The organism is Marinilactibacillus psychrotolerans, from assembly GCF_900101525.1.
In the GTDB taxonomy this organism is placed as follows: domain Bacteria; phylum Bacillota; class Bacilli; order Lactobacillales; family Carnobacteriaceae_A; genus Marinilactibacillus; species Marinilactibacillus psychrotolerans.
On record NZ_FMZD01000006.1, the window covers coordinates 40,533 to 58,644 of the forward strand.

16 protein-coding genes are annotated in these 18,112 nt (G+C 36.0%); 10 read left to right on the forward strand and 6 right to left on the reverse strand.

Annotated features, from left to right (window positions below):
• From walK to BLT22_RS04495, 6 genes are all read left to right on the forward strand, one after another.
• Positions 1-1,857 carry a cell wall metabolism sensor histidine kinase WalK gene (gene walK / locus BLT22_RS04470; protein WP_091761100.1) on the forward strand — a complete coding sequence of 619 codons (1,857 nt, stop codon included), beginning with the start codon at positions 1-3 and terminating at the stop codon, positions 1,855-1,857.
• Complete coding sequence (locus BLT22_RS04475) at positions 1,854-3,170, forward strand: YycH family regulatory protein (RefSeq protein ID WP_176935327.1); 1,317 nt, start codon at positions 1,854-1,856, stop codon at positions 3,168-3,170. The genes walK and BLT22_RS04475 overlap by 4 nt, the downstream gene beginning before the upstream one ends.
• Complete coding sequence (locus tag BLT22_RS04480) at positions 3,160-4,050, forward strand: two-component system regulatory protein YycI (RefSeq protein ID WP_087058249.1); 891 nt, start codon at positions 3,160-3,162, stop codon at positions 4,048-4,050. Before BLT22_RS04475 ends, BLT22_RS04480 begins: the two co-directional genes overlap by 11 nt.
• A gap of 132 nt (positions 4,051-4,182) precedes the next feature.
• On the forward strand, positions 4,183-4,995 hold the full coding sequence (locus BLT22_RS04485) for an MBL fold metallo-hydrolase (RefSeq protein WP_091761105.1): 813 nt from the start codon (positions 4,183-4,185) through the stop codon (positions 4,993-4,995).
• Positions 4,996-5,158: 163 nt separating this feature from the next.
• On the forward strand, positions 5,159-6,505 hold the full coding sequence (gene gdhA, locus BLT22_RS04490) for an NADP-specific glutamate dehydrogenase (protein ID WP_091761106.1): 1,347 nt from the start codon (positions 5,159-5,161) through the stop codon (positions 6,503-6,505).
• 244 nt (positions 6,506-6,749) lie between these two features.
• Positions 6,750-7,943, forward strand: a complete 1,194-nt coding sequence (locus tag BLT22_RS04495) for a S1C family serine protease (protein WP_091761108.1) — start codon at positions 6,750-6,752, stop codon at positions 7,941-7,943.
• A gap of 445 nt (positions 7,944-8,388) precedes the next feature.
• On the opposite strand, the gene BLT22_RS04500 is transcribed toward BLT22_RS04495, so the two are convergent.
• The gene (locus BLT22_RS04500; RefSeq protein ID WP_091761110.1) at positions 8,389-8,811 is read right to left on the reverse strand and encodes an organic hydroperoxide resistance protein; all 423 of its coding nucleotides are present in this window, start codon (positions 8,809-8,811) and stop codon (positions 8,389-8,391) included.
• 123 nt (positions 8,812-8,934) lie between these two features.
• Between BLT22_RS04500 and BLT22_RS04505 the strand changes: the two genes are divergently transcribed.
• The 4 genes from BLT22_RS04505 (at position 8,935) to BLT22_RS04520 (ending at position 10,945) form a co-directional block, all read left to right on the forward strand.
• Complete coding sequence (locus BLT22_RS04505) at positions 8,935-9,366, forward strand: MarR family winged helix-turn-helix transcriptional regulator (protein WP_091761112.1); 432 nt, start codon at positions 8,935-8,937, stop codon at positions 9,364-9,366.
• An 11-nt stretch (positions 9,367-9,377) separates the two neighbouring features.
• Complete coding sequence (rlmH, locus tag BLT22_RS04510) at positions 9,378-9,857, forward strand: 23S rRNA (pseudouridine(1915)-N(3))-methyltransferase RlmH (RefSeq protein ID WP_091761113.1); 480 nt, start codon at positions 9,378-9,380, stop codon at positions 9,855-9,857.
• A 302-nt stretch (positions 9,858-10,159) separates the two neighbouring features.
• Complete coding sequence (locus tag BLT22_RS04515) at positions 10,160-10,444, forward strand: hypothetical protein (protein ID WP_091761115.1); 285 nt, start codon at positions 10,160-10,162, stop codon at positions 10,442-10,444.
• A gap of 111 nt (positions 10,445-10,555) precedes the next feature.
• Positions 10,556-10,945, forward strand: coding sequence for a DUF2513 domain-containing protein (locus tag BLT22_RS04520; protein WP_091761116.1), 390 nt, complete (start codon positions 10,556-10,558; stop codon positions 10,943-10,945).
• 134 nt (positions 10,946-11,079) lie between these two features.
• Here BLT22_RS04520 and BLT22_RS04525 read toward each other — a convergent pair whose 3' ends face one another.
• The 5 genes from BLT22_RS04525 to BLT22_RS04545 all read right to left on the reverse strand — a co-directional run bounded on the left by BLT22_RS04525 (position 11,080) and on the right by BLT22_RS04545 (position 18,089).
• Positions 11,080-12,744 (reverse strand): recombinase family protein, encoded by a 1,665-nt coding sequence (locus BLT22_RS04525; RefSeq protein ID WP_176935329.1) that lies wholly within the window; start codon positions 12,742-12,744, stop codon positions 11,080-11,082.
• Positions 12,737-14,146 carry a recombinase family protein gene (locus BLT22_RS04530; protein WP_091761120.1) on the reverse strand — a complete coding sequence of 470 codons (1,410 nt, stop codon included), beginning with the start codon at positions 14,144-14,146 and terminating at the stop codon, positions 12,737-12,739. The genes BLT22_RS04525 and BLT22_RS04530 overlap by 8 nt, the downstream gene beginning before the upstream one ends.
• Positions 14,147-14,329: 183 nt before the next feature.
• Positions 14,330-15,958, reverse strand: coding sequence for a DUF927 domain-containing protein (locus tag BLT22_RS04535; RefSeq protein ID WP_143020624.1), 1,629 nt, complete (start codon positions 15,956-15,958; stop codon positions 14,330-14,332).
• Complete coding sequence (locus BLT22_RS04540; RefSeq protein ID WP_091761126.1) at positions 15,951-16,514, reverse strand: hypothetical protein; 564 nt, start codon at positions 16,512-16,514, stop codon at positions 15,951-15,953. Before BLT22_RS04540 ends, BLT22_RS04535 begins: the two co-directional genes overlap by 8 nt.
• 291 nt (positions 16,515-16,805) lie before the next feature.
• Complete coding sequence (locus tag BLT22_RS04545) at positions 16,806-18,089, reverse strand: hypothetical protein (protein WP_091761130.1); 1,284 nt, start codon at positions 18,087-18,089, stop codon at positions 16,806-16,808.
• Between the last annotated feature and the right edge of the window lie 23 nt (positions 18,090-18,112).

The window sequence follows — 18,112 nt, forward strand, 5'->3', positions numbered from 1 at the left end:
ATGAAAAAAAAGATTCGTTTTTACCAATCTATTAATACAAAAATTGTATTTATTATTGTTATATTACTTGTATTCGCCCTACAGATCATTGGGGCGAATTTTATTACCCAAATTGAACGACAATTAGTTAACAACTTCGAAGGGGATCGTCAAACTCAGATAACCTTTTTGGAAAGTGCGATTCTCCCTTTACTCGAAGCTTATGAAAGTGATGAAGATGCTGAAACAGATCCAAGAGAACAAATTAATGATCTTCTTATGGAATTTTCGGGGAGTGGCATTACAGAACTGCAAGTTATTGATACGAATATGGTTGTTCTGGGAATCAGTGACAGTACACAACAAGGCATGCTCGGTCAGATTTCCACAGATGCTGACGTGAGAAGTGCCCATTTAAATGGAGATACGGTTACTAGACAAGTCGAAGATGCCGCTTCTGGTAGAAGATGGAAGATTGTAGAACCCATTTTTTCAGATGCTGAAGAACCTGAATTCTTAGGCGTTGTCTTGATGGAAAGTGATATTGAAGATGTTTATAATCAAATCGCACAAATTACCCAGATCTTTCTGCAGTCTTCAGCGGTAGCTATTGTCCTTTCTTTGATTCTGGCAAATATGGTTTCTCGGGCATTGACTAAACCAATTAAAGAAATGCAGACACAGACGCGTGCAATTGCAGAAGGAGATTATTCAGGTACTCTAAAAGTATATGGGGAAGATGAATTAGGACAATTAGCCTTTCTGATCAATGAACTTTCTGATGAAGTTGCTGAAGCACAAGAATCGATTGATTCTGAAAGACGTAGATTAGATAGTGTGCTAACACATATGACAGATGGAGTTATTGCAACTGATCGACGAGGGAAAATTGTCATCGTTAATAGTATGGCTGAAACAATGTTAGATGTGACAGGCAAAGAAGCCAATGGAAGAAGTTTATTAAAAGTATTGGATATAGAAGAAGAACTCACACTTAGACAAATCTTAGAAGAACAAGAAGATATTTTAATCAATGGATCAACTATGGGTGTACCAACGATTTTAAGAGCTTCTTTTTCACTAATTCAAAGAGAGACAGGATTTATCAGCGGAATTGTTTGTGTGTTACATGATGTCACAGAGCAAGAAAAAATAGAAGAAGAGCGGAAACAATTTGTTTCTAATGTTTCTCATGAATTAAGAACACCTTTAACGAGTATGAGAAGCTATATTGAAGCATTAGCAGATGGAGCGTGGGAAGATCCTGAATTAGCGCCTCGCTTTTTGGAAGTTACCCAAAATGAAACCGATCGAATGATTCGCATGATCCAGGATCTATTGCATTTATCAAGAATCGATGCTGGTAAGAGTGAATTAGACGTAGAATTAGTTGATATTACTGAGTTGTTAGATCATGTACTCAATCGATTTGATATGCTGATTCATTCTACTGAATATGAAGATAAAAAGTATAATATAGAAAGACACTTACTAGATAGACCTGCTTTTGTAGAGATAGATACTGATCGTATGATCCAGGTTTTGGATAATATCATGAACAACGCATTGAAGTATTCGCCCGATGGTGGAACAATAACGGGTCGAATGCGTCAGACGGAAAAAGCAGTTATTATCAGTATCAAGGATGAAGGAATGGGGATTCCTAAAAATGATTTAGTGAAAATCTTTTCCAGATTCTACCGTGTAGATAGAGCGCGTTCACGAGCTATGGGTGGAAGTGGACTAGGATTAGCTATCTCCAAAGAAGTTGTTGAACAACACGGGGGACGTATATGGGCAGAAAGTGTGGAAGGAAAAGGAACAACATTCAATCTTTCTCTTCCATATGTCCCATTTGAGGAGGATGAGTGGTCGTGACATGGACACATATAAAACATATATTACTCGGCGCACTCATTGTGTTAAGTTTATTCTTAAGTTTCAGTCTTTTGACTACGGGGAGTCAGTCTAATGAACAAACTTCTTCAAGTGGGGGATCAACGACACCCGCTTTAGTCGATCGTTCAATGTCTGAAGTATTCTCTCCTAGTCAAATCATTTTGCACGAAGCGTATGATAATCATCAGATTGCTTCATTATCGGATACACAAGATTTAGTTAAACAAAGCTATAAAAGAATGAGATTCAAAGATGTTCAACCACCCAAGACACTGACTCGTTCAGAATATCAGCAAATGGTTCATGAAGATTCTTGGGTAGAATTTATTTTTGACGAAAAAATTCCTTTTGGATTGTTTAGTGAAGGGTTTGAAGATATTCCCTCAGACTATGAAAACCGTACATTTAATCGAGTTTTATTTAATTTAAACAATCAAAGTAGAGTATTGTTTTATAATGATCAGGAAGAGCAGACCTATGAATTTGAAGAAGTTAGAATTCCTGAAGATTTATTAGCGCGTTTCCGAGATACTGAATCTATTCGCTATACAGAAGCAACGGGCCTTGAGTTAAATCATGTTACCTATGTCCCTAGTTCTAAAATGAATTTAAGCTATGAGAATTATATCGTTGAACGTTTGCCAGATAGACTGTTTATCGGTCAGTTTTTTGAAGAAACTTCGAAAGTGAATGTAAGATCCACATCAAACGGTCAACAATATACTAGCTTGACTACAGAAGTAGTTATCAATGATGAAAATTACACTCTTTCTTATTTACATCAGAGAACAAATCGGGAAGAACTTTCTTTGACTGAACGTCTGGCTAATAGTTTTCAGGAATTAGCAAAAGTAGAAAACTGGAAAGACAGGTCAAGGTATAAAGCATATAATTCTTCTACGGGGGAAGTAGTTTTTCAGCGCTATCTTAATGGGATGCCCGTATTTAGCGCGCAACAGCTTGATTCAGAAGTAGCGTTGAGAATAGATGGAAGCGGAATGAAAAATTTGCGCTTACCATTGAGGATTGCTCAGACACCGATCTCATTGGATGGATATGATAAAAAAGAGCTGCCCGGTGGTCAGGAAATCGCTGATAAATTAGAAGCTGCGGGAGTAGACCTCTCTACCGTTACGGGGTTAAAAGTTGGATTAACATGGGAAGAAAGTGAAGAAGATGAACGAGTGATTCACTTTGAGCCTGACTGGTATGTTAATGTAAAAAATGACAGTAACTGGTATACAGTCGATCAATTGATTGAGTTACAGGGGGAATCGCTCAATGGACTTTAAGAAAATTGAAAATATTTTTCTGTTAGCTTTTGTACTATTGAATATCTATCTTTTAGTGAGTTTCATTAGTCGTACAGATCTTCAATATGCTACAACGAATCCTACACAAGATTTTACTTCTGACATGCGTGATAGAGGAATTGAATATCCACAAACATTGCCAGAAGTTGAATCGGAAGTTTATTACATGCAAGCAGATGCCAATATACTTTTAGAAGAAAATGCAGAATCATTAAAGAACCAAGCAGGATCTGTTGATTCAGAAGGAACGCTCTATACTAGTATTTTAACTGATCCGATTGAATTGGAAGGTAATCCTGAAGATGGTTTTACAGAAGCAGATCGAACGTTGTTAGATGAATTTGTCAATAGTTCATCCGTCTTGTTTGGAGATCAGTATAAGTACCTCAGATATGATAGAGAGGGGTCTCGTTTTATCTACAGTCAAATGGTAAATGGTATCCCTGTTGGAGATGGAACTTCTGAGATTTCCTTTATTTATGGTAGTGATGGAGATATTATTTCTTATCAGCAGACCTATGCAGGGCCGATGAAAGAACAAGGCTCTTCTGATGAACTGATTACGGCTGAAAGGGCCATAGAAATATTATTTCAGAATAATGAATTAGAATCAGGATCAAAAGTTGAAACGCCTATTCTGGCTTATCAGAGAACATTAAATTTAGAGAATTTGAGTATGTATGGACCGATATGGTTAATACCCGTTACAAATAGTAATGACAGTGAAGTGTTTAGGGTGGATGCAATAGATACAAATGGAAGAATACTGTCTGATCCAACAAATAAACCTGATCTGGAAGAAATTGATGAATTAGAAGATACATCAGACATGCAAGAGCCAACGGAAGCGGAAGAATGATTTTTCTTTAAATAATTTGGAAATTTAAATAAACCAAGAAGCCGTTTAGCATTCAATTAAACGGCTTCTTGATTTATTAGATCGGTTTATTGTAAGATAAACAGTGACAATTGACCAGAGAGGAAATTCTAAATGCTAGAAGTAGAACAATCTGGATTAAAAATAAGTATTTTAGCCAGCGGAAGTACTGGGAATATTACTTATATTGAATCAGATCAGATAAAGATATTAGTAGATTGTGGGTTCAGTGGTAAGAAAGCCATTGAATTACTAAAACAGATTGATCGCCGTCCAGAAGACTTAAATGCTATCTTGGTTACCCATGAACATAGTGACCATATCAAAGGCGTTGGGATTTTGGCACGTAAATATAATTTAGACATCTATGCAAATCAAAATACATGGAAGGCAATGGAACCTAAATTAGGGAAACTGAATCTGGAACAAAAACATCACTTTGATATGAATAAGACTATGACCATCGGTGATATTGATGTATCAAGTTTTGGTGTATCTCACGATGCAGTTGATCCACAATTTTATACTTTTCAAAAAAACAATAAGAGATTTGTTATGTTGACAGATACTGGATACGTTAGTGATAACATGCGTGATTATGTAAAAAATGCAGATGCCTATTTATTTGAAAGTAATCATGATTTAAGTATGCTGCGAATGGGAAGATATCCATGGTCTCTTAAACAGCGTATTATTGGCGACAAAGGTCATCTATCTAATGAAGATGGGGCGTTAGCGCTAGCTGAAATCGTAGGAGATAGAACGAAGAGAGTATATTTAGGTCATTTAAGTAAGGAAAACAACCTTAAAGAAATCGCACATTCTACGGTAGAAGATATTTTGAAACAAAAAGGTACCGGTATAGGTCATGATTATACGTTATTTGATACGGATCCTGAAACAGCGGCACCATTATTCAGGTTATAATTAAAACAGCTATTTTATTTGAAGTAAGCTCGCTTAGGGCTTGCTTCTTTTTTAATTCTCTTTTTTTCAGATAATTATAATTGCATAATGAAAAACTTCTTAAAAATAAATATTTATGATAAAATGGTTAGAAGCAATTATTTAAGAAGGAGCTGTAAATCGATTGACCTCTATATCATATATTAATCAAGTTCTAAGCAAACTAAAAGAAAAGCATCCTGAGAAAGAAGAATTTATTCAAGCAGTAGAAGAATTTCTACCTACGTTAGAACCTTATCTTGATGAGCATACAGAAGTAATAGAAAAAAATCTATTATCTCTGATTGTTGAACCTGAACGCTTAATTCAATTCAGGGTACCTTGGCAGGATGATGAAGGAAAATGGCAAGTTAACCGTGCTTATCGTGTTCAATATAATTCAGCTATTGGACCATATAAAGGGGGGCTTAGATTCCACCCGACAACTAATGAAAGTATTGTAAGATTTCTAGGATTTGAACAGATCTTCAAAAATAGTTTAACAGGACTACCGATTGGTGGAGGAAAAGGAGGAAGTGACTTTGATCCCAAAGGAAAATCGGATGCTGAAGTCATGCGTTTCTGTCAAAGTTTTATGACGGAATTCCAGAAACATATCGGCCCTGATATTGATGTACCAGCTGGAGATATTGGTGTTGGAGGAAGAGAAATCGGATTCTTATTTGGACAATATAAACGATTGAATGGATATGCAGCGGGTGTTTTAACTGGGAAACCACTCAATTCATGGGGAAGTTTAGCACGAACAGAAGCTACAGGCTATGGATTAGTCTACTTTGTTCAGAATGCTCTAGCAGATAGACAAGATTCACTAAAAGATAAGAAAGTTGTCGTATCAGGTAGTGGAAATGTTTCAATCTATGCAATTGAAAAAGCACAAGAATTAGGTGCTACTGTACTGACTTGCTCAGACTCCTCTGGATACATTTATGATGCTGAGGGTATTGACTTAGATCTTGTAAAAGAAATAAAAGAAGTACATCGTGGACGCATCAAAGACTATTTAGATACTCATACGAATGCGACTTATGTAGAAGGACAACCTGTCTGGGCCTTGAAAAAACCATATGATATTGCTTTGCCATGTGCTACGCAGAATGAAATTGATTTAGAATTAGCGCATGCTATTGTAAATGCAGGAACTAAAATAGTTGCTGAAGGTGCTAATATGCCTTCTAGTAAAGAAGCGATTGATTGCTATAATCAACATGGTCTATTATATTGTCCAGGGAAAGCAGCTAATGCTGGTGGAGTAGCAGTGTCTGCCCTAGAAATGGCCCAAAATTCTGCTCGTTTACCATGGACATTTGAACAAGTGGATAGTGAGTTGAAGACTATTATGAAAAATATCTATACAGTATGTAGTGAGACAGCAACTAAGTATGTCGAAAAAGACAACCTTATGGTAGGAGCAAATATTGCTGGCTTTGATCGAGTGATTCAAGCAATGCTATCACAAGGTCTAGTATAAATGAAATAAAGAATATTCTAAATAGACTATGATTCTGCTTAATCAAGTGAGGATTATAGTCTTTTTTTATAGAAAAGAAGCTTTTTAGAAGAATAAAATCAAAAAAATATAGATTCTTCATAGATTATGTTAAAATACGTTTGACGTAGAGCGATTTATTCAATATTCATTCAATAAAAATTCAAAATAAAATTGTACAATCATATCGGAAGCAAGATAATATATTGAGAAGGGACTTATAATTATGCCTAATATAAATTTTAAAAAATTAATGATCGTAGGAATGACAGCTAGTTTATTGGCTGGTTGTGAAGCGATTGACCAAAATCAAGAAAATAGTGAAAGTAAAACAGGGAATGTGAATAAAGAAGGAGATGTAGCTGTCTCAGAAGTAAAAGTGGATGCTTCATCAGGTGTTACCGATGCAGTAAGTACCATTGATGATGCCGTTGTTTCAGTAATCAATATGCAACAAGCAGCGGAAAATCCATATGGCTGGTATGGAGGAAATACGCAAGGACAAGGAGATGCAGATGAGAAAGACAGTCTGCAGCAGGTAGGAACAGGAAGTGGAGCTGTATATAAAGTAGATGGAGATACAGCGTATATTTTTACAAATAACCATGTTATAGAAGGTTCAGATGCAGTAGACGTATTACTAAAAGATGGAACAAGAGTACAGGCAAAGGTAGTAGGAGCGGATGTATGGACTGACTTGGCCGTATTAACTGTAGACGCTAAAGACATAAATACAGTAGCAGAATTTGGTGATTCTGAAAATCTTACGGTAGGAGAGCCGGCTATTGCAATAGGATCTCCTCTGGGTACAGATTTTGCTTCCTCTGTAACCTCTGGAATTGTATCAGCTATTGGACGTGCTGTACCAGTAGATACAGATGGAGATGGAGAATATGATTGGGAAATGACCGCGATTCAAACAGATGCAGCCATTAATCCTGGTAATTCTGGAGGACCATTAGTCAACATAGCTGGACAAGTTATTGGGATAAACTCAATGAAGATTTCAACTTCAACAGTTGAAGGAATGGGCTTTGCAATACCAAGTAACGATGCAGTGGATATCATTAATCAATTAGAAAAATCCGGAAAAATTACTAGACCTGTTTTAGGAATTGGAATGGTTGATTTAGCAATGATTTCGCAACAACAACAACAAAACGTACTTAAGGTGCCAGAAGATCTTAAAGGCGGAGTTGTGATTGCTGAAGTAACTGGTGGAAGTGCATCAGAAGAAGCAGGATTAGCAAAAAATGATATTATAGTTAAATTCAATGGAGTAGATGTTACAAATGGAGTAGAATTAAGACAACAAATTTACGATACTAAAGTAGGAGATAACGTAGAAATTGAATACTATCGTAATGGGTCTCTAGAGAAAACCACAATCAATATGAGAGCATCTGATCAGGCACTGTAAGCAAATAAAAAAAGTGTTCCTCTTTTTAAAGGAGGGACACTTTTTTATGTTCTGTGTATAAGTGTGTGTACTTCAATTTTGAATTGTGGATAAATTTTAAAAAAAGACTGGAAAGACAATATATTTTTGAAATAAAGTTATCCACAAAAATTATATGCATTGTGTATAAGATTGATATTTAATTATTTTTATACAATAATAGGTTGATTTATAAGGTTTTAAAGTCATTTTGAAATCGGAAGAAAAATAAATAAGCATGGGGATAACTTGAAGTTTTTTAAGAAATATTAGGCGAACAGATAGAAGTATGATAGAAAAAAATACGAAAATCAGGGGAACAAAGCTGTGGATATGTGTATAAGTGTTGGGGATAACTGTGCACAATAGTGGAAAAGAAGACACCACTTTTTTGAAAAAGTGGTGTCTTCAGTATATAGAGGAAATTTTATTTTGCAATTGCCGTTTTCTTAACTTCTACGTTTCCTTCGATTGCTCGTGAATAAGGGCAAACTTGGTGAGCTTTTTCAACTAGATCTTCCGCTTCTTCTTGTGTTACACCTTCAATCTCTACTTTTAATTCTACGGCTAATCCAAAACCTTCGCCAGCTTTTGCAATGCTAACATCAGCAGTTACAGTTGAATTAATTTTTTTCTTAGATTGTCCAGCAACTAATTGGAGTGCGCTATCAAAACATGCTGAGTATCCAGCTGAAAATAATTGTTCAGGATTTGTTTTTCCTGCTTCCTCGAGTCCGCCTAGACCTTTGGGCACTGTTAATTCTAAATCTAAAATACCATCTGAAGATTTAACATGTCCTTGACGTCCACCAGTTGCTGTAGAGGTTGCTGTGTATAATGCGTTAGACACTTGAATCACCTATCCTTATATTTTATATTTGCTACAATTAAATTGTACACAACTTAATTGTATAAGTCAAACTATATAAAACTTCTTTTCAAATTGTTATACTGTTATAGAGGAGAGATGAAGATGGCAAATGAACTATTAAAACTAGAAAATCAATTGTGCTTTTCATTATATGCATCAACAAGACAAATGACTAAAATATATCGTCCATTATTAAAAGAACTGAATATAACTTATCCCCAATATTTAACTTTGCTTGTACTTTGGGAGGTACAAACAATTTCAGTGAAATCTTTAGGGGAAAGATTATTTCTTGATTCAGGCACATTAACCCCTATGCTTAAACGAATGGAAGAAAATGGATTGATTACTAGAGTAAGATCTACAAGTGATGAACGTGTGGTGGAAATCAGCTTAACGAAAAAAGGAATACAGGCAGAGGACAAAGCAGAAAGTATTCCAGTTAATTTTATTAAGCATCTAAACCTTGAGGAAGAAGAATTCTTACAATTGAAAAAAATATTAGCTAAGATGATGGATAATTTTGACAAATAAGGTGGAAGAAAATGGATATAACAATTGTTTCAGTAGGGAAATTGAAAGAGAAATACTTAATTAGTGGAATTCAAGAGTATGCCAAAAGACTAGGAGCCTATACGAAGTTTAAAATCGTTGAGGTAGCAGATGAAAAAGCACCGGAAAACCTGAGTGAAGCTGAAATGATACAGATTAAAGAGAAAGAAGGACAACGAATCTTAGCTAAAATTCCAGATCAGGCATATGTTTACTCACTAGCAATCAAGTCTAAAGAACGTACATCGGAAAGCTTTGCTAATGAAATACAGCAATTGATGATCCATGGAAACAGCAGTATTATCTTTGTCATTGGAGGATCACTTGGATTGAGCGAAGAAGTGCTGAATCGAAGTGATGGAACCATCTCCTTCGGTAAAATGACTTATCCACACCAGCTAATGAGGTTGATCCTTACGGAACAAATTTATCGTGCCTTTCGGATTATGCGTGGAGAACCGTATCATAAATGATGATAAGAATTTGCAGTGTGTATGGTTCGGTCCATGTGTATTATTACTTTTTGTGTTTATCTAAAGGTTATTAAGTGTAAATGGCAATAACCACTTATCATTAAATTGAAGCACAACGTTTAATTTTTTTATGGAATAGATGAAACTGTATTTTTATAGTATAAATATTAGAATTCGGTGAGAGCTGAAAGCCGGTGTTCTCCTAGGGAGATCCGTTTATTTGTCTTTTCTAGTACGATATACGTCGACTTTCATTGTTTTATTTGATACATTGTATAAAATAATGAGAGGACGATAAACTAATGGCAGACTTTTTTAGTACTCGAACAAGTGATGATGTGACAGACAATTATGAGACGGTTGTTTCTTTCGAAGAAAAAGAATTTATTAACGGAGAAGGCGATACAGCTACAAATCCTACTGTATGTGGAGTAGAGGATGAAGAATATACTTACATTCTGAACGAAAGGTTTGAAATTCCTTCAGAAAAACTTAAAAGCAAATCTTCTGGTAAGGTGAAATTAGAAGTTACTAGATACAAAGGTACTGAGCAAATGAAAATCAGATTCATAGATTTTATAAATTAAAGGAACAGCATACTTATATTACTTAAGTATGCTGTTCGTTGTCTTAATATGTCGGGGAATCGGGGAAAGCTATTATAACTGTGGCATTTTAAACTTTAGAGGAGGTTGATATTGGTGGATTATTTTGATTTATATAAGCAAGTATTGATAGTTATACGGGAAGAAAGACCGCGAGACGGACAATCATTAATTAAGGAAATGAACCAAAAAAATGTCATTTTAGAAGCGTTAAATGAAGGAGTAGGCTCGGACCTTTTAGTGCAGTTTACTTTTGAAACTTTAGAGAATTTAATTGAAGAGAATCTTATAAAAGGAAAGATTGTGAGAACCAAGGAGGGAACTCTTTATACAATCGAGCATCTAACAACAGCGGGCCATCAATATTTACAATATACTAAAGATCCTACGACTAAAGAGAAAATAAAAAGTGTGTTACGTGAAGAAGGAATTCCTATGACTCCCCAAGCACTAACAAAGGTTATAGCCAGATTGGTACTGTAAAAACGAAAAAAATAATCGATACGGTAACGGTAGAAAGTTCTTAACAAACTTTGTTTTATTAAAAAATTGAACGGCATACTTATTTTTAAGCATGCTGTTCATTGCCTTAATATGACGGGGAATCGGGGAATAAACTAAACCCAGATCACAATCGGATGACGTAAAAAGAACCTTCCGCTTGGAAGGTTCTTTGATGTTGCGTCTTTATTTTCTAATAGGGGTAAGCCCAGTGAGTTATCGGGATCTGGCCTATCGATCAGATACTCTGAAATGTTTGTTTCATTGAAAAGCAACTGGATATCGAGAGCCATTTTGTCCTTATTCATTTTTATTTCCTGTATGAAAGCGAGGTAAAGTTCTTTTAATTCGCGATTTGTTTTAGTGGATCTCATTTTTCCGATTAATTTATTGATAAGTTTGGAAACGAGCTCTGTGTCTATGGAACTGCTTTCTGTTTTAATTCTCCCCTGTGTTACTAATAACTCTGAAGTATAATCTTCTTTTTCAGTTTCTAAACGTGCTATAGCTAGCTCCCAAACATCAGCTAAGTTCGGCTCATCATTTATTTTTTCCCTATAATCATGAATACGGTCAGCGCATCTCACTATTTTATCTGTTAAAAACTTTTTGTGATCCTCAAGCTGGGTTTTATCTTCAACTGTACGAGACTGCATTTGGGCGACTAAGTGTTCTAACAGTTTATCTGAGTCAATTAGTTCTTTGAATCGATCGGCCACTTTTTGCTCTGCTTTATTTACCTCTATTCCATGGGCATGACAAGCAGTCGCCCCTTTGTTTTTGAAGGCGCCACATACATAATAATTCTTTTTAACTTTAGTACCGTCAACCAAGCGATAGGAAGAATTTGAGACCACCATATGACTTTTGCATTCTTCGCACCTAATTAATCCAGTTAATACATTGGATCCTAGTCGGTTATGTGAAGGTTGTTTTGAACGCATAGCCCATCGCTCGTGTACCTTATCCCAGATCTTTGGATCAATTATAGGCTCGTGAATGCCTTTTGTTACTACGGGAGATTCTTTTAAGTGTCTGATACTAGCAGCCTTCTTACCGTAACGAATCTCACCTTTGTATAAAGGATTCAAAAGAATATCTTTAACTGCTATTGTACTAAACGGATTTCCACGTTTAGTTTTGTGACCTGCGTGGTTTAGGCTATTGGCTATATATCGGTATCCATGACCATTTAAATATGTTTCATAGATATAGTGTATGACTGCAGCTTCTTTTTCATTGATTACCAGCCTACTTTTTCCATTCTTTCCTTTTACATTATCATAACCAATGACTTTTCCTCCGTTCCACTCACCATCATTCGCTTTAGCTTTATGTCCTAAAACAACGTTTTCCCGTATAGTATTGCGTTCTAATTCATTGATTGATACCATTAGCTGGAACATAAACGTCCCGGTGCTGGTACTTAAGTCTAATTTTTCTGATATTGACTGTAGAGAGACGTTCTGCTTGTTCAGATCTTCGATGATTGATAGTGTATCGATCAATCTCCGGCTGATACGTGAGAGCTTCCAGATGACAACGACATCGAAATGGTTTTCTTTTGCGTCATTCATCAAATCCTGTATACCATCTCTACTGTCGAGATCCTTACCACTTAACCCTTCATCAGTATAGACGTTCACTAACTCCAGGTTCTGCATTTCACAATACTGCTTTATTTTTTCTCTCTGTGCATTTAAGGAATACCCGTCTACAGCCTGTTCTTTAGTAGAAACACGAGTATATCCAACTGCTCGTGATTTATTATTTTTAAACATTTTTTTCATCCACCTTCTTCAATATATTATATGGAATACCAACCAAATAAATGGCCGTTATTTCTTTCTTTTCATTCAGCAGAACTTTTTCTATTATTTCTTGATAGAGGACAAAGTGTGCCACCGTGGGATTATTGTCCACGTCTAAATGAGTGCCTAGGAGGGATACGATGGTTTCGGGAATAAGAGGATCAAACTTCAGTTTTTGTTTCCTTTTCTGGATATTTTTTAAAGATTCAGAAAGTTGTTTATCAGTGATTTCACCCTTTTCGTAACGAGATAGAACTTTAATTTGACGCTTTTGTATTTGTTTTTCTTTCTGCTGATTTTTACCCTTTATAGAGAGGTTTTTATTTTCAATTTGCTGTTTTATCTTTTTTACTGTTACGTCGGAGTGAATATAATCATTTACCAATTGAATTACTTGTGTTTCGATGTCAAAAGCGTTCAAATTTACGCCTTTGCAGTGACTAGTCCCATCAGAAGACGTTCTGGCGCAACGATAATAGTAGTAAGTTTTATCATTATTAAGTGTATGCTGGGGTGTACAGACACTTCCACAATAAGGACAAATCAGTTTTTTACGTAAAATGAACCGTCTGACAACCCACTTTTTATGGATATGCTTGGATTTTCTTAAGGACTGAACTTCATAAAACAGGTTCATGGGTATGATAGGGACATCATGCCTATTTTTATTTCCATACTTACTGGTGACTTGTCCGATATAGAAGTCATTTTTAAGAATAGCTTGGATACGTGCGACAACCCATTTCTTATTGTGACGATTCAATAGCCCCTTTTTGTTTAGCTGCTCGGCTATTTTAGAATAGCCCGTGCCTTGATAATATAGACGGTATATTTTTCTTACTATCTCAGCCTCAGCTTCATCAATAAGCAATTCACCTTCTATCCAACGATATCCATAGGGCACTTGAGAAGAGACGATGCGTCCTTCATTATATTTTTGCTGGAACCCTAGTTGTTGGTTTTCTTTAATCACTTTCCTTTGATATTCTGCCCACGCACCAAGCATGGAAATCTGAAACTGGTCCATTGCAAAAGAATTTTTCTCTCCTGATAAGGCTTCAGTGATACTTATAACTTTTACATTCAAGTTGGAACAATACTCTAGGAACTGAACTAAATCGCTTAACTTTCTTGCTAGTCGATCATAACGCCACACGAGCAGTACATCGATGTCTCTTTCCTTAATAAATGTTTTCATTGATTGAAAACCTGGACGGTGTGTATTTTTTCCACTGAACTGATCCTTGAAATCAGCAACAACTATTGCACCTAAGTTCTGATTATTCCAATCCACCAGCGCAGAAATCTGCGCTGAAATGGATTGCTGTATATCTGTTGATTGTCTAGCATAGAGAACGGCCTTATTCGTCATGTTCTTTTTCTTCCCTTTCAATAATTAAGAGTAGTTCAATGAGTGTATCGATAAAAGCTTCGATTTGTTGGTTGATCTCGTCCATGGGTGTATTCTTCCTTTCGTGATAACTACTAATGATCATCAGTTTAATCAATACAGTCTGCCAGTTTTTGATTAATGATATCGGAGTTGATTGGCTTATTATCGTCGAATTCCTTTAAGCCTTCTTTCACATAAGGCTCGGGAATTTTTATTTTTGTAGCTAATATATCTTCTGCCGTCAATCACTTTCCGTGTGGTGTTGCGATCCTGTTCAGTCGTAATGATGTCATTCGATTGAATCCATCTGTTTACAATTATCTGGGAGTCTTCAAAACCGATCTTTTTAAGAATGTTACTCAGCTGATCGCGATAGATACAAACAGTATTGTTTTCCAGGTAACCGATAGTATTATGACCGTAACGGGTTAAGGAGCGCTTGTTGACTAATAAATACTGCATTAACTTGTCGAGAGCAAGTGCACCTAAATTGCGATCACCAATATGATCAACCTCATAAGCGACTAATATGTCAGTTATTGCTTCTGTATCGACTTGTAGTATCCCGGATTCATTAACCAGTTCGGCAGCCGTCAATATAATTGCTAGCTTTCTTGCAACACGTTGTCTTGTATTGGACTCAGGCATCCGACCAATCAGTCTATTCACTTGCGATTCGTACTGAGACGTGATGTCATCGGATTCTATCGAGAATAAATAATCGACGAAAGCAGGAAGTATGTGCCCGTTGTTTTTAGATGTAACATTTTTTATTTTTTCAGCTTGTTCTGCTGAAGTAGTCCATTGCGTATTTTCAAAATCAAAGACGCGAACCCTCAAGCCTATATTGTGACTTAATCGGTTATAGATGCTCAGTTCCCCCGAACTGAGCATCACTGTGGACCAATTACCGACTTCGCGAAGACTGCCATCCATGTTGGCTCTGGATCTACCTACCCCATCTGTAAGAGAATAAACTAAGCTGGTTAAGTTAGAGTAAGCATTAGTGGAAAGCTCATCAAATGCGATGGGAATACCATGAATACCTTCCAGGCTAGCCATAACGGAGTTCAAGGTACCATTCCAGTATCGCAGAAGTGACTTTTCGCCAGTATTTGGATTCCCAGCAACGGAGATCGCCAAACTCAATGCAGTCGTTTTCCCCGTTGTACTGTCTCCGGACAGATGGATCAAGAGAGAATTGATATCTGTATTTACCTGTTTTAGGTATGCAAGAATGGGAGAACTGAGACTAAATATTACGGCCAATTCTAATTCAGGATTTCCCCGGACGCATGACTCAAACATGTCGATCCATTCATCGACAGTTCCCGAAGGTTTTAAATCGTATCTATCATGCGAGACTTTAATGGTTTCGCTGACAGGTCGGGCACTGTGGATACGATTGCTGACAAATATCCGCTGGCCGTTAAATTGATCAAAGCCGTAACTACTGTTGATATAGATCGTTTCAGCTAATCTCAAGCTGGCTATTAAAGCATTGCTTAGATCGGCACGATTTTTGTTCGTTACATCTAAGCCGTATTCCATCAGTGACATTATTCCGTTCGGTAGAATCTTACTGTACGGAATATGCTGTGTTTCTATTTTGTGAGTGATTTTATTGATATACTCGAGTCCAAAGGATTGGACCTGAGTGTTACTGTCGATAAAGACCTGCTTGATGCGTGCGTACAGAGAGCAGTATTGCTCTCCGTCTTCGGTCAAATAAGTGATGCCATCATCCATATCAAACGTGAAATTGTCAGCTTGCAATACTGTTTTATCCATCAATATCACCGAAGCTGTTTACACCTAATGCATTAATCAATGACTTCATATTCTGATCGACATGAATACTATGAGATGAGTCTGCATCAGCAGTTCCATGATCCTTATTATCCCGAAATGTATTAGAATGGCTACTGTCATCATTAGTCGTATTATTATTTAGATCCGTGTTTTCAGAACTAATGTCATCAATAGGAATTGCGCTTTTGAAGCGATACTGATAAAGTCCAGGCTTCAGTTCTACGTGCTTACCCGTATAATAGAACTTAAAACGTTTGCCGATTAAGGTGTCGTAACGGCATTGAAAGCCATATTCCTCTGTCATTTGAAAAAGGAAGTGTACATCGTATAGCGGCAGAGCAGAGTCGTCGTTATCGTAGAGCCACGTGTTGAACTTCAGCAATCGAATATCTCCCTTTTTTATGCCAGTATTATCTTCGATATCTAAAACTTTTATGACTGCCGTTAAGCACGCATCTTCATCTATTAACGCAATGATTCTTCCTTCAAACTGTATATTTTTGTACATTGGGTAGTCGTCGTCATATTCGTACATAATGCATTACTCCTCCGATTAATTTATTTCCTCCAGTAGGCCTCCTGAAAGAATGAATGAAGTTATCAGCTTCAACTTCAACTTGAGTATATAAAAACTAATAACATACAAGCATTAGCTAATGTGAGACACTTTGTATGGAAAGACGGTACGGAATACTTACCCACATTAAACAGTCATCCAAAATAAAAGAAAATAATCTTAAATATAAATAACAATGCTTATAAAAAAAATAAAAAAAGCCAGAACATATCACACACGATATGTTCTGGCAGATTTAATTTGCTGTTTTTAGAGATTGATTTGAACTAAACGATAAGGATGTTTCAAACCGATCTTATGTCGACTAGTAAATGTAGTTATTAATTTTTTGATTTTCGGGTTAATATAGTAATGGATCAATTCCGATCTGTTAGCAGTCGATAAACTAATATTCCTTAAAGTTCTCTCTTGCTGAGAGATATACACATCAACATCTTTATCTGGGACATAGTCATTATCAATCATCTTATTGTTTAAACTAACAATCTGCTCTATGGAGAACATATTATACTTTTCAATAGAACATGGGGAACCATAAATCGAATCATCAGAGGTTACCTTTGAAATTAATTTAGGATTTACGGAGAGTACAAATAACTCAAGGATAAATGAAAGAGCTTGTTTAGATTCTTTCTCGGACAAATGCATGACTTCATCTGGAAAACTATATTGACTGTAGTGTTTATTGTCATAATTAGGGTATTCCAACGTGCCACGAACTGTTTTGTCGAACACTGGAGCTCTAAGAATGTTTTCATCTCCATAATAAATAAATGAGTTGTACTGCTCTTCTTGTCTTTCTTCCTCGTTTTTATGTTCATAATATTTATGGAAGCGGTCGGAGTAATAGTTGAGATATGCATTGTAAATTTTTTGAAACTTAATAGCATCGGGATCATTCTTATCAATTGATGTTACCGTACAGACATCCCAACCAAAACTAGCAACATTTAAAAATTCAAGAAGTAAAGCGAATAGGAACTCTTCTCGATAGATTTCAGAAATGCTTTGATGGATGTACCCTGTTTTTTCCCATCTTTCAGTTGACGGCTTTAAATATATTTTTTGAAAATCTTCAATAAGACTGTTTAAGTTAGAGAATGATGTCATAAAGTAAAGCAAAAAACTTACTGAAGGATTGTTGATTTCTGTTTCTTCTATGTTTATTATCGTGTTGATATCTGCTTGCTTTAGTTTTTTTGATGCGCTTAATAATGAAAAATTTCTGCCCATGGCGGATGATTCATCGTGATTATTTTCAAATTTCTCCATTATTTCTCTTGATAAAGAGGCTTTGTAAAATATACATTCTAGCGGATCATCCTCTAATTCTTGATATTTATTAGTGGTTCCAACAGCAACTAGGCTATGAAAGAGATTTTTAGAAAAGGTTCTTCGAGTGCTGCCACTCCTATTATCGAATTCTTCGATGTATGCATTTCTCACTAAAAATGAAGATCCATTTTCATGTACTAATTTTGGTTTAGTAGTATTTAATCGTATTGTTTTTCTGTACAGTTCGTATGTGTTCATGGCTTCCTCCTCGTATCATTTAT

Coding starts and splice junctions, on each gene's coding strand:
- walK (WP_091761100.1), top strand. CDS start 1: ATGAAAAAAAAGATTCGTTTTTACCAATCTATTAATACAAAAATTGTA.
- BLT22_RS04480 (WP_087058249.1), top strand. CDS start 3,160: ATGGACTTTAAGAAAATTGAAAATATTTTTCTGTTAGCTTTTGTACTA.
- BLT22_RS04485 (WP_091761105.1), top strand. CDS start 4,183: ATGCTAGAAGTAGAACAATCTGGATTAAAAATAAGTATTTTAGCCAGC.
- BLT22_RS04495 (WP_091761108.1), top strand. CDS start 6,750: ATGCCTAATATAAATTTTAAAAAATTAATGATCGTAGGAATGACAGCT.
- BLT22_RS04505 (WP_091761112.1), top strand. CDS start 8,935: ATGGCAAATGAACTATTAAAACTAGAAAATCAATTGTGCTTTTCATTA.
- rlmH (WP_091761113.1), top strand. CDS start 9,378: ATGGATATAACAATTGTTTCAGTAGGGAAATTGAAAGAGAAATACTTA.
- BLT22_RS04515 (WP_091761115.1), top strand. CDS start 10,160: ATGGCAGACTTTTTTAGTACTCGAACAAGTGATGATGTGACAGACAAT.
- BLT22_RS04525 (WP_176935329.1), bottom strand. CDS start 12,744: ATGTTTAAAAATAATAAATCACGAGCAGTTGGATATACTCGTGTTTCT.
- BLT22_RS04530 (WP_091761120.1), bottom strand. CDS start 14,146: ATGACGAATAAGGCCGTTCTCTATGCTAGACAATCAACAGATATACAG.
- BLT22_RS04535 (WP_143020624.1), bottom strand. CDS start 15,958: ATGGATAAAACAGTATTGCAAGCTGACAATTTCACGTTTGATATGGAT.
- BLT22_RS04540 (WP_091761126.1), bottom strand. CDS start 16,514: ATGTACGAATATGACGACGACTACCCAATGTACAAAAATATACAGTTT.
- BLT22_RS04545 (WP_091761130.1), bottom strand. CDS start 18,089: ATGAACACATACGAACTGTACAGAAAAACAATACGATTAAATACTACT.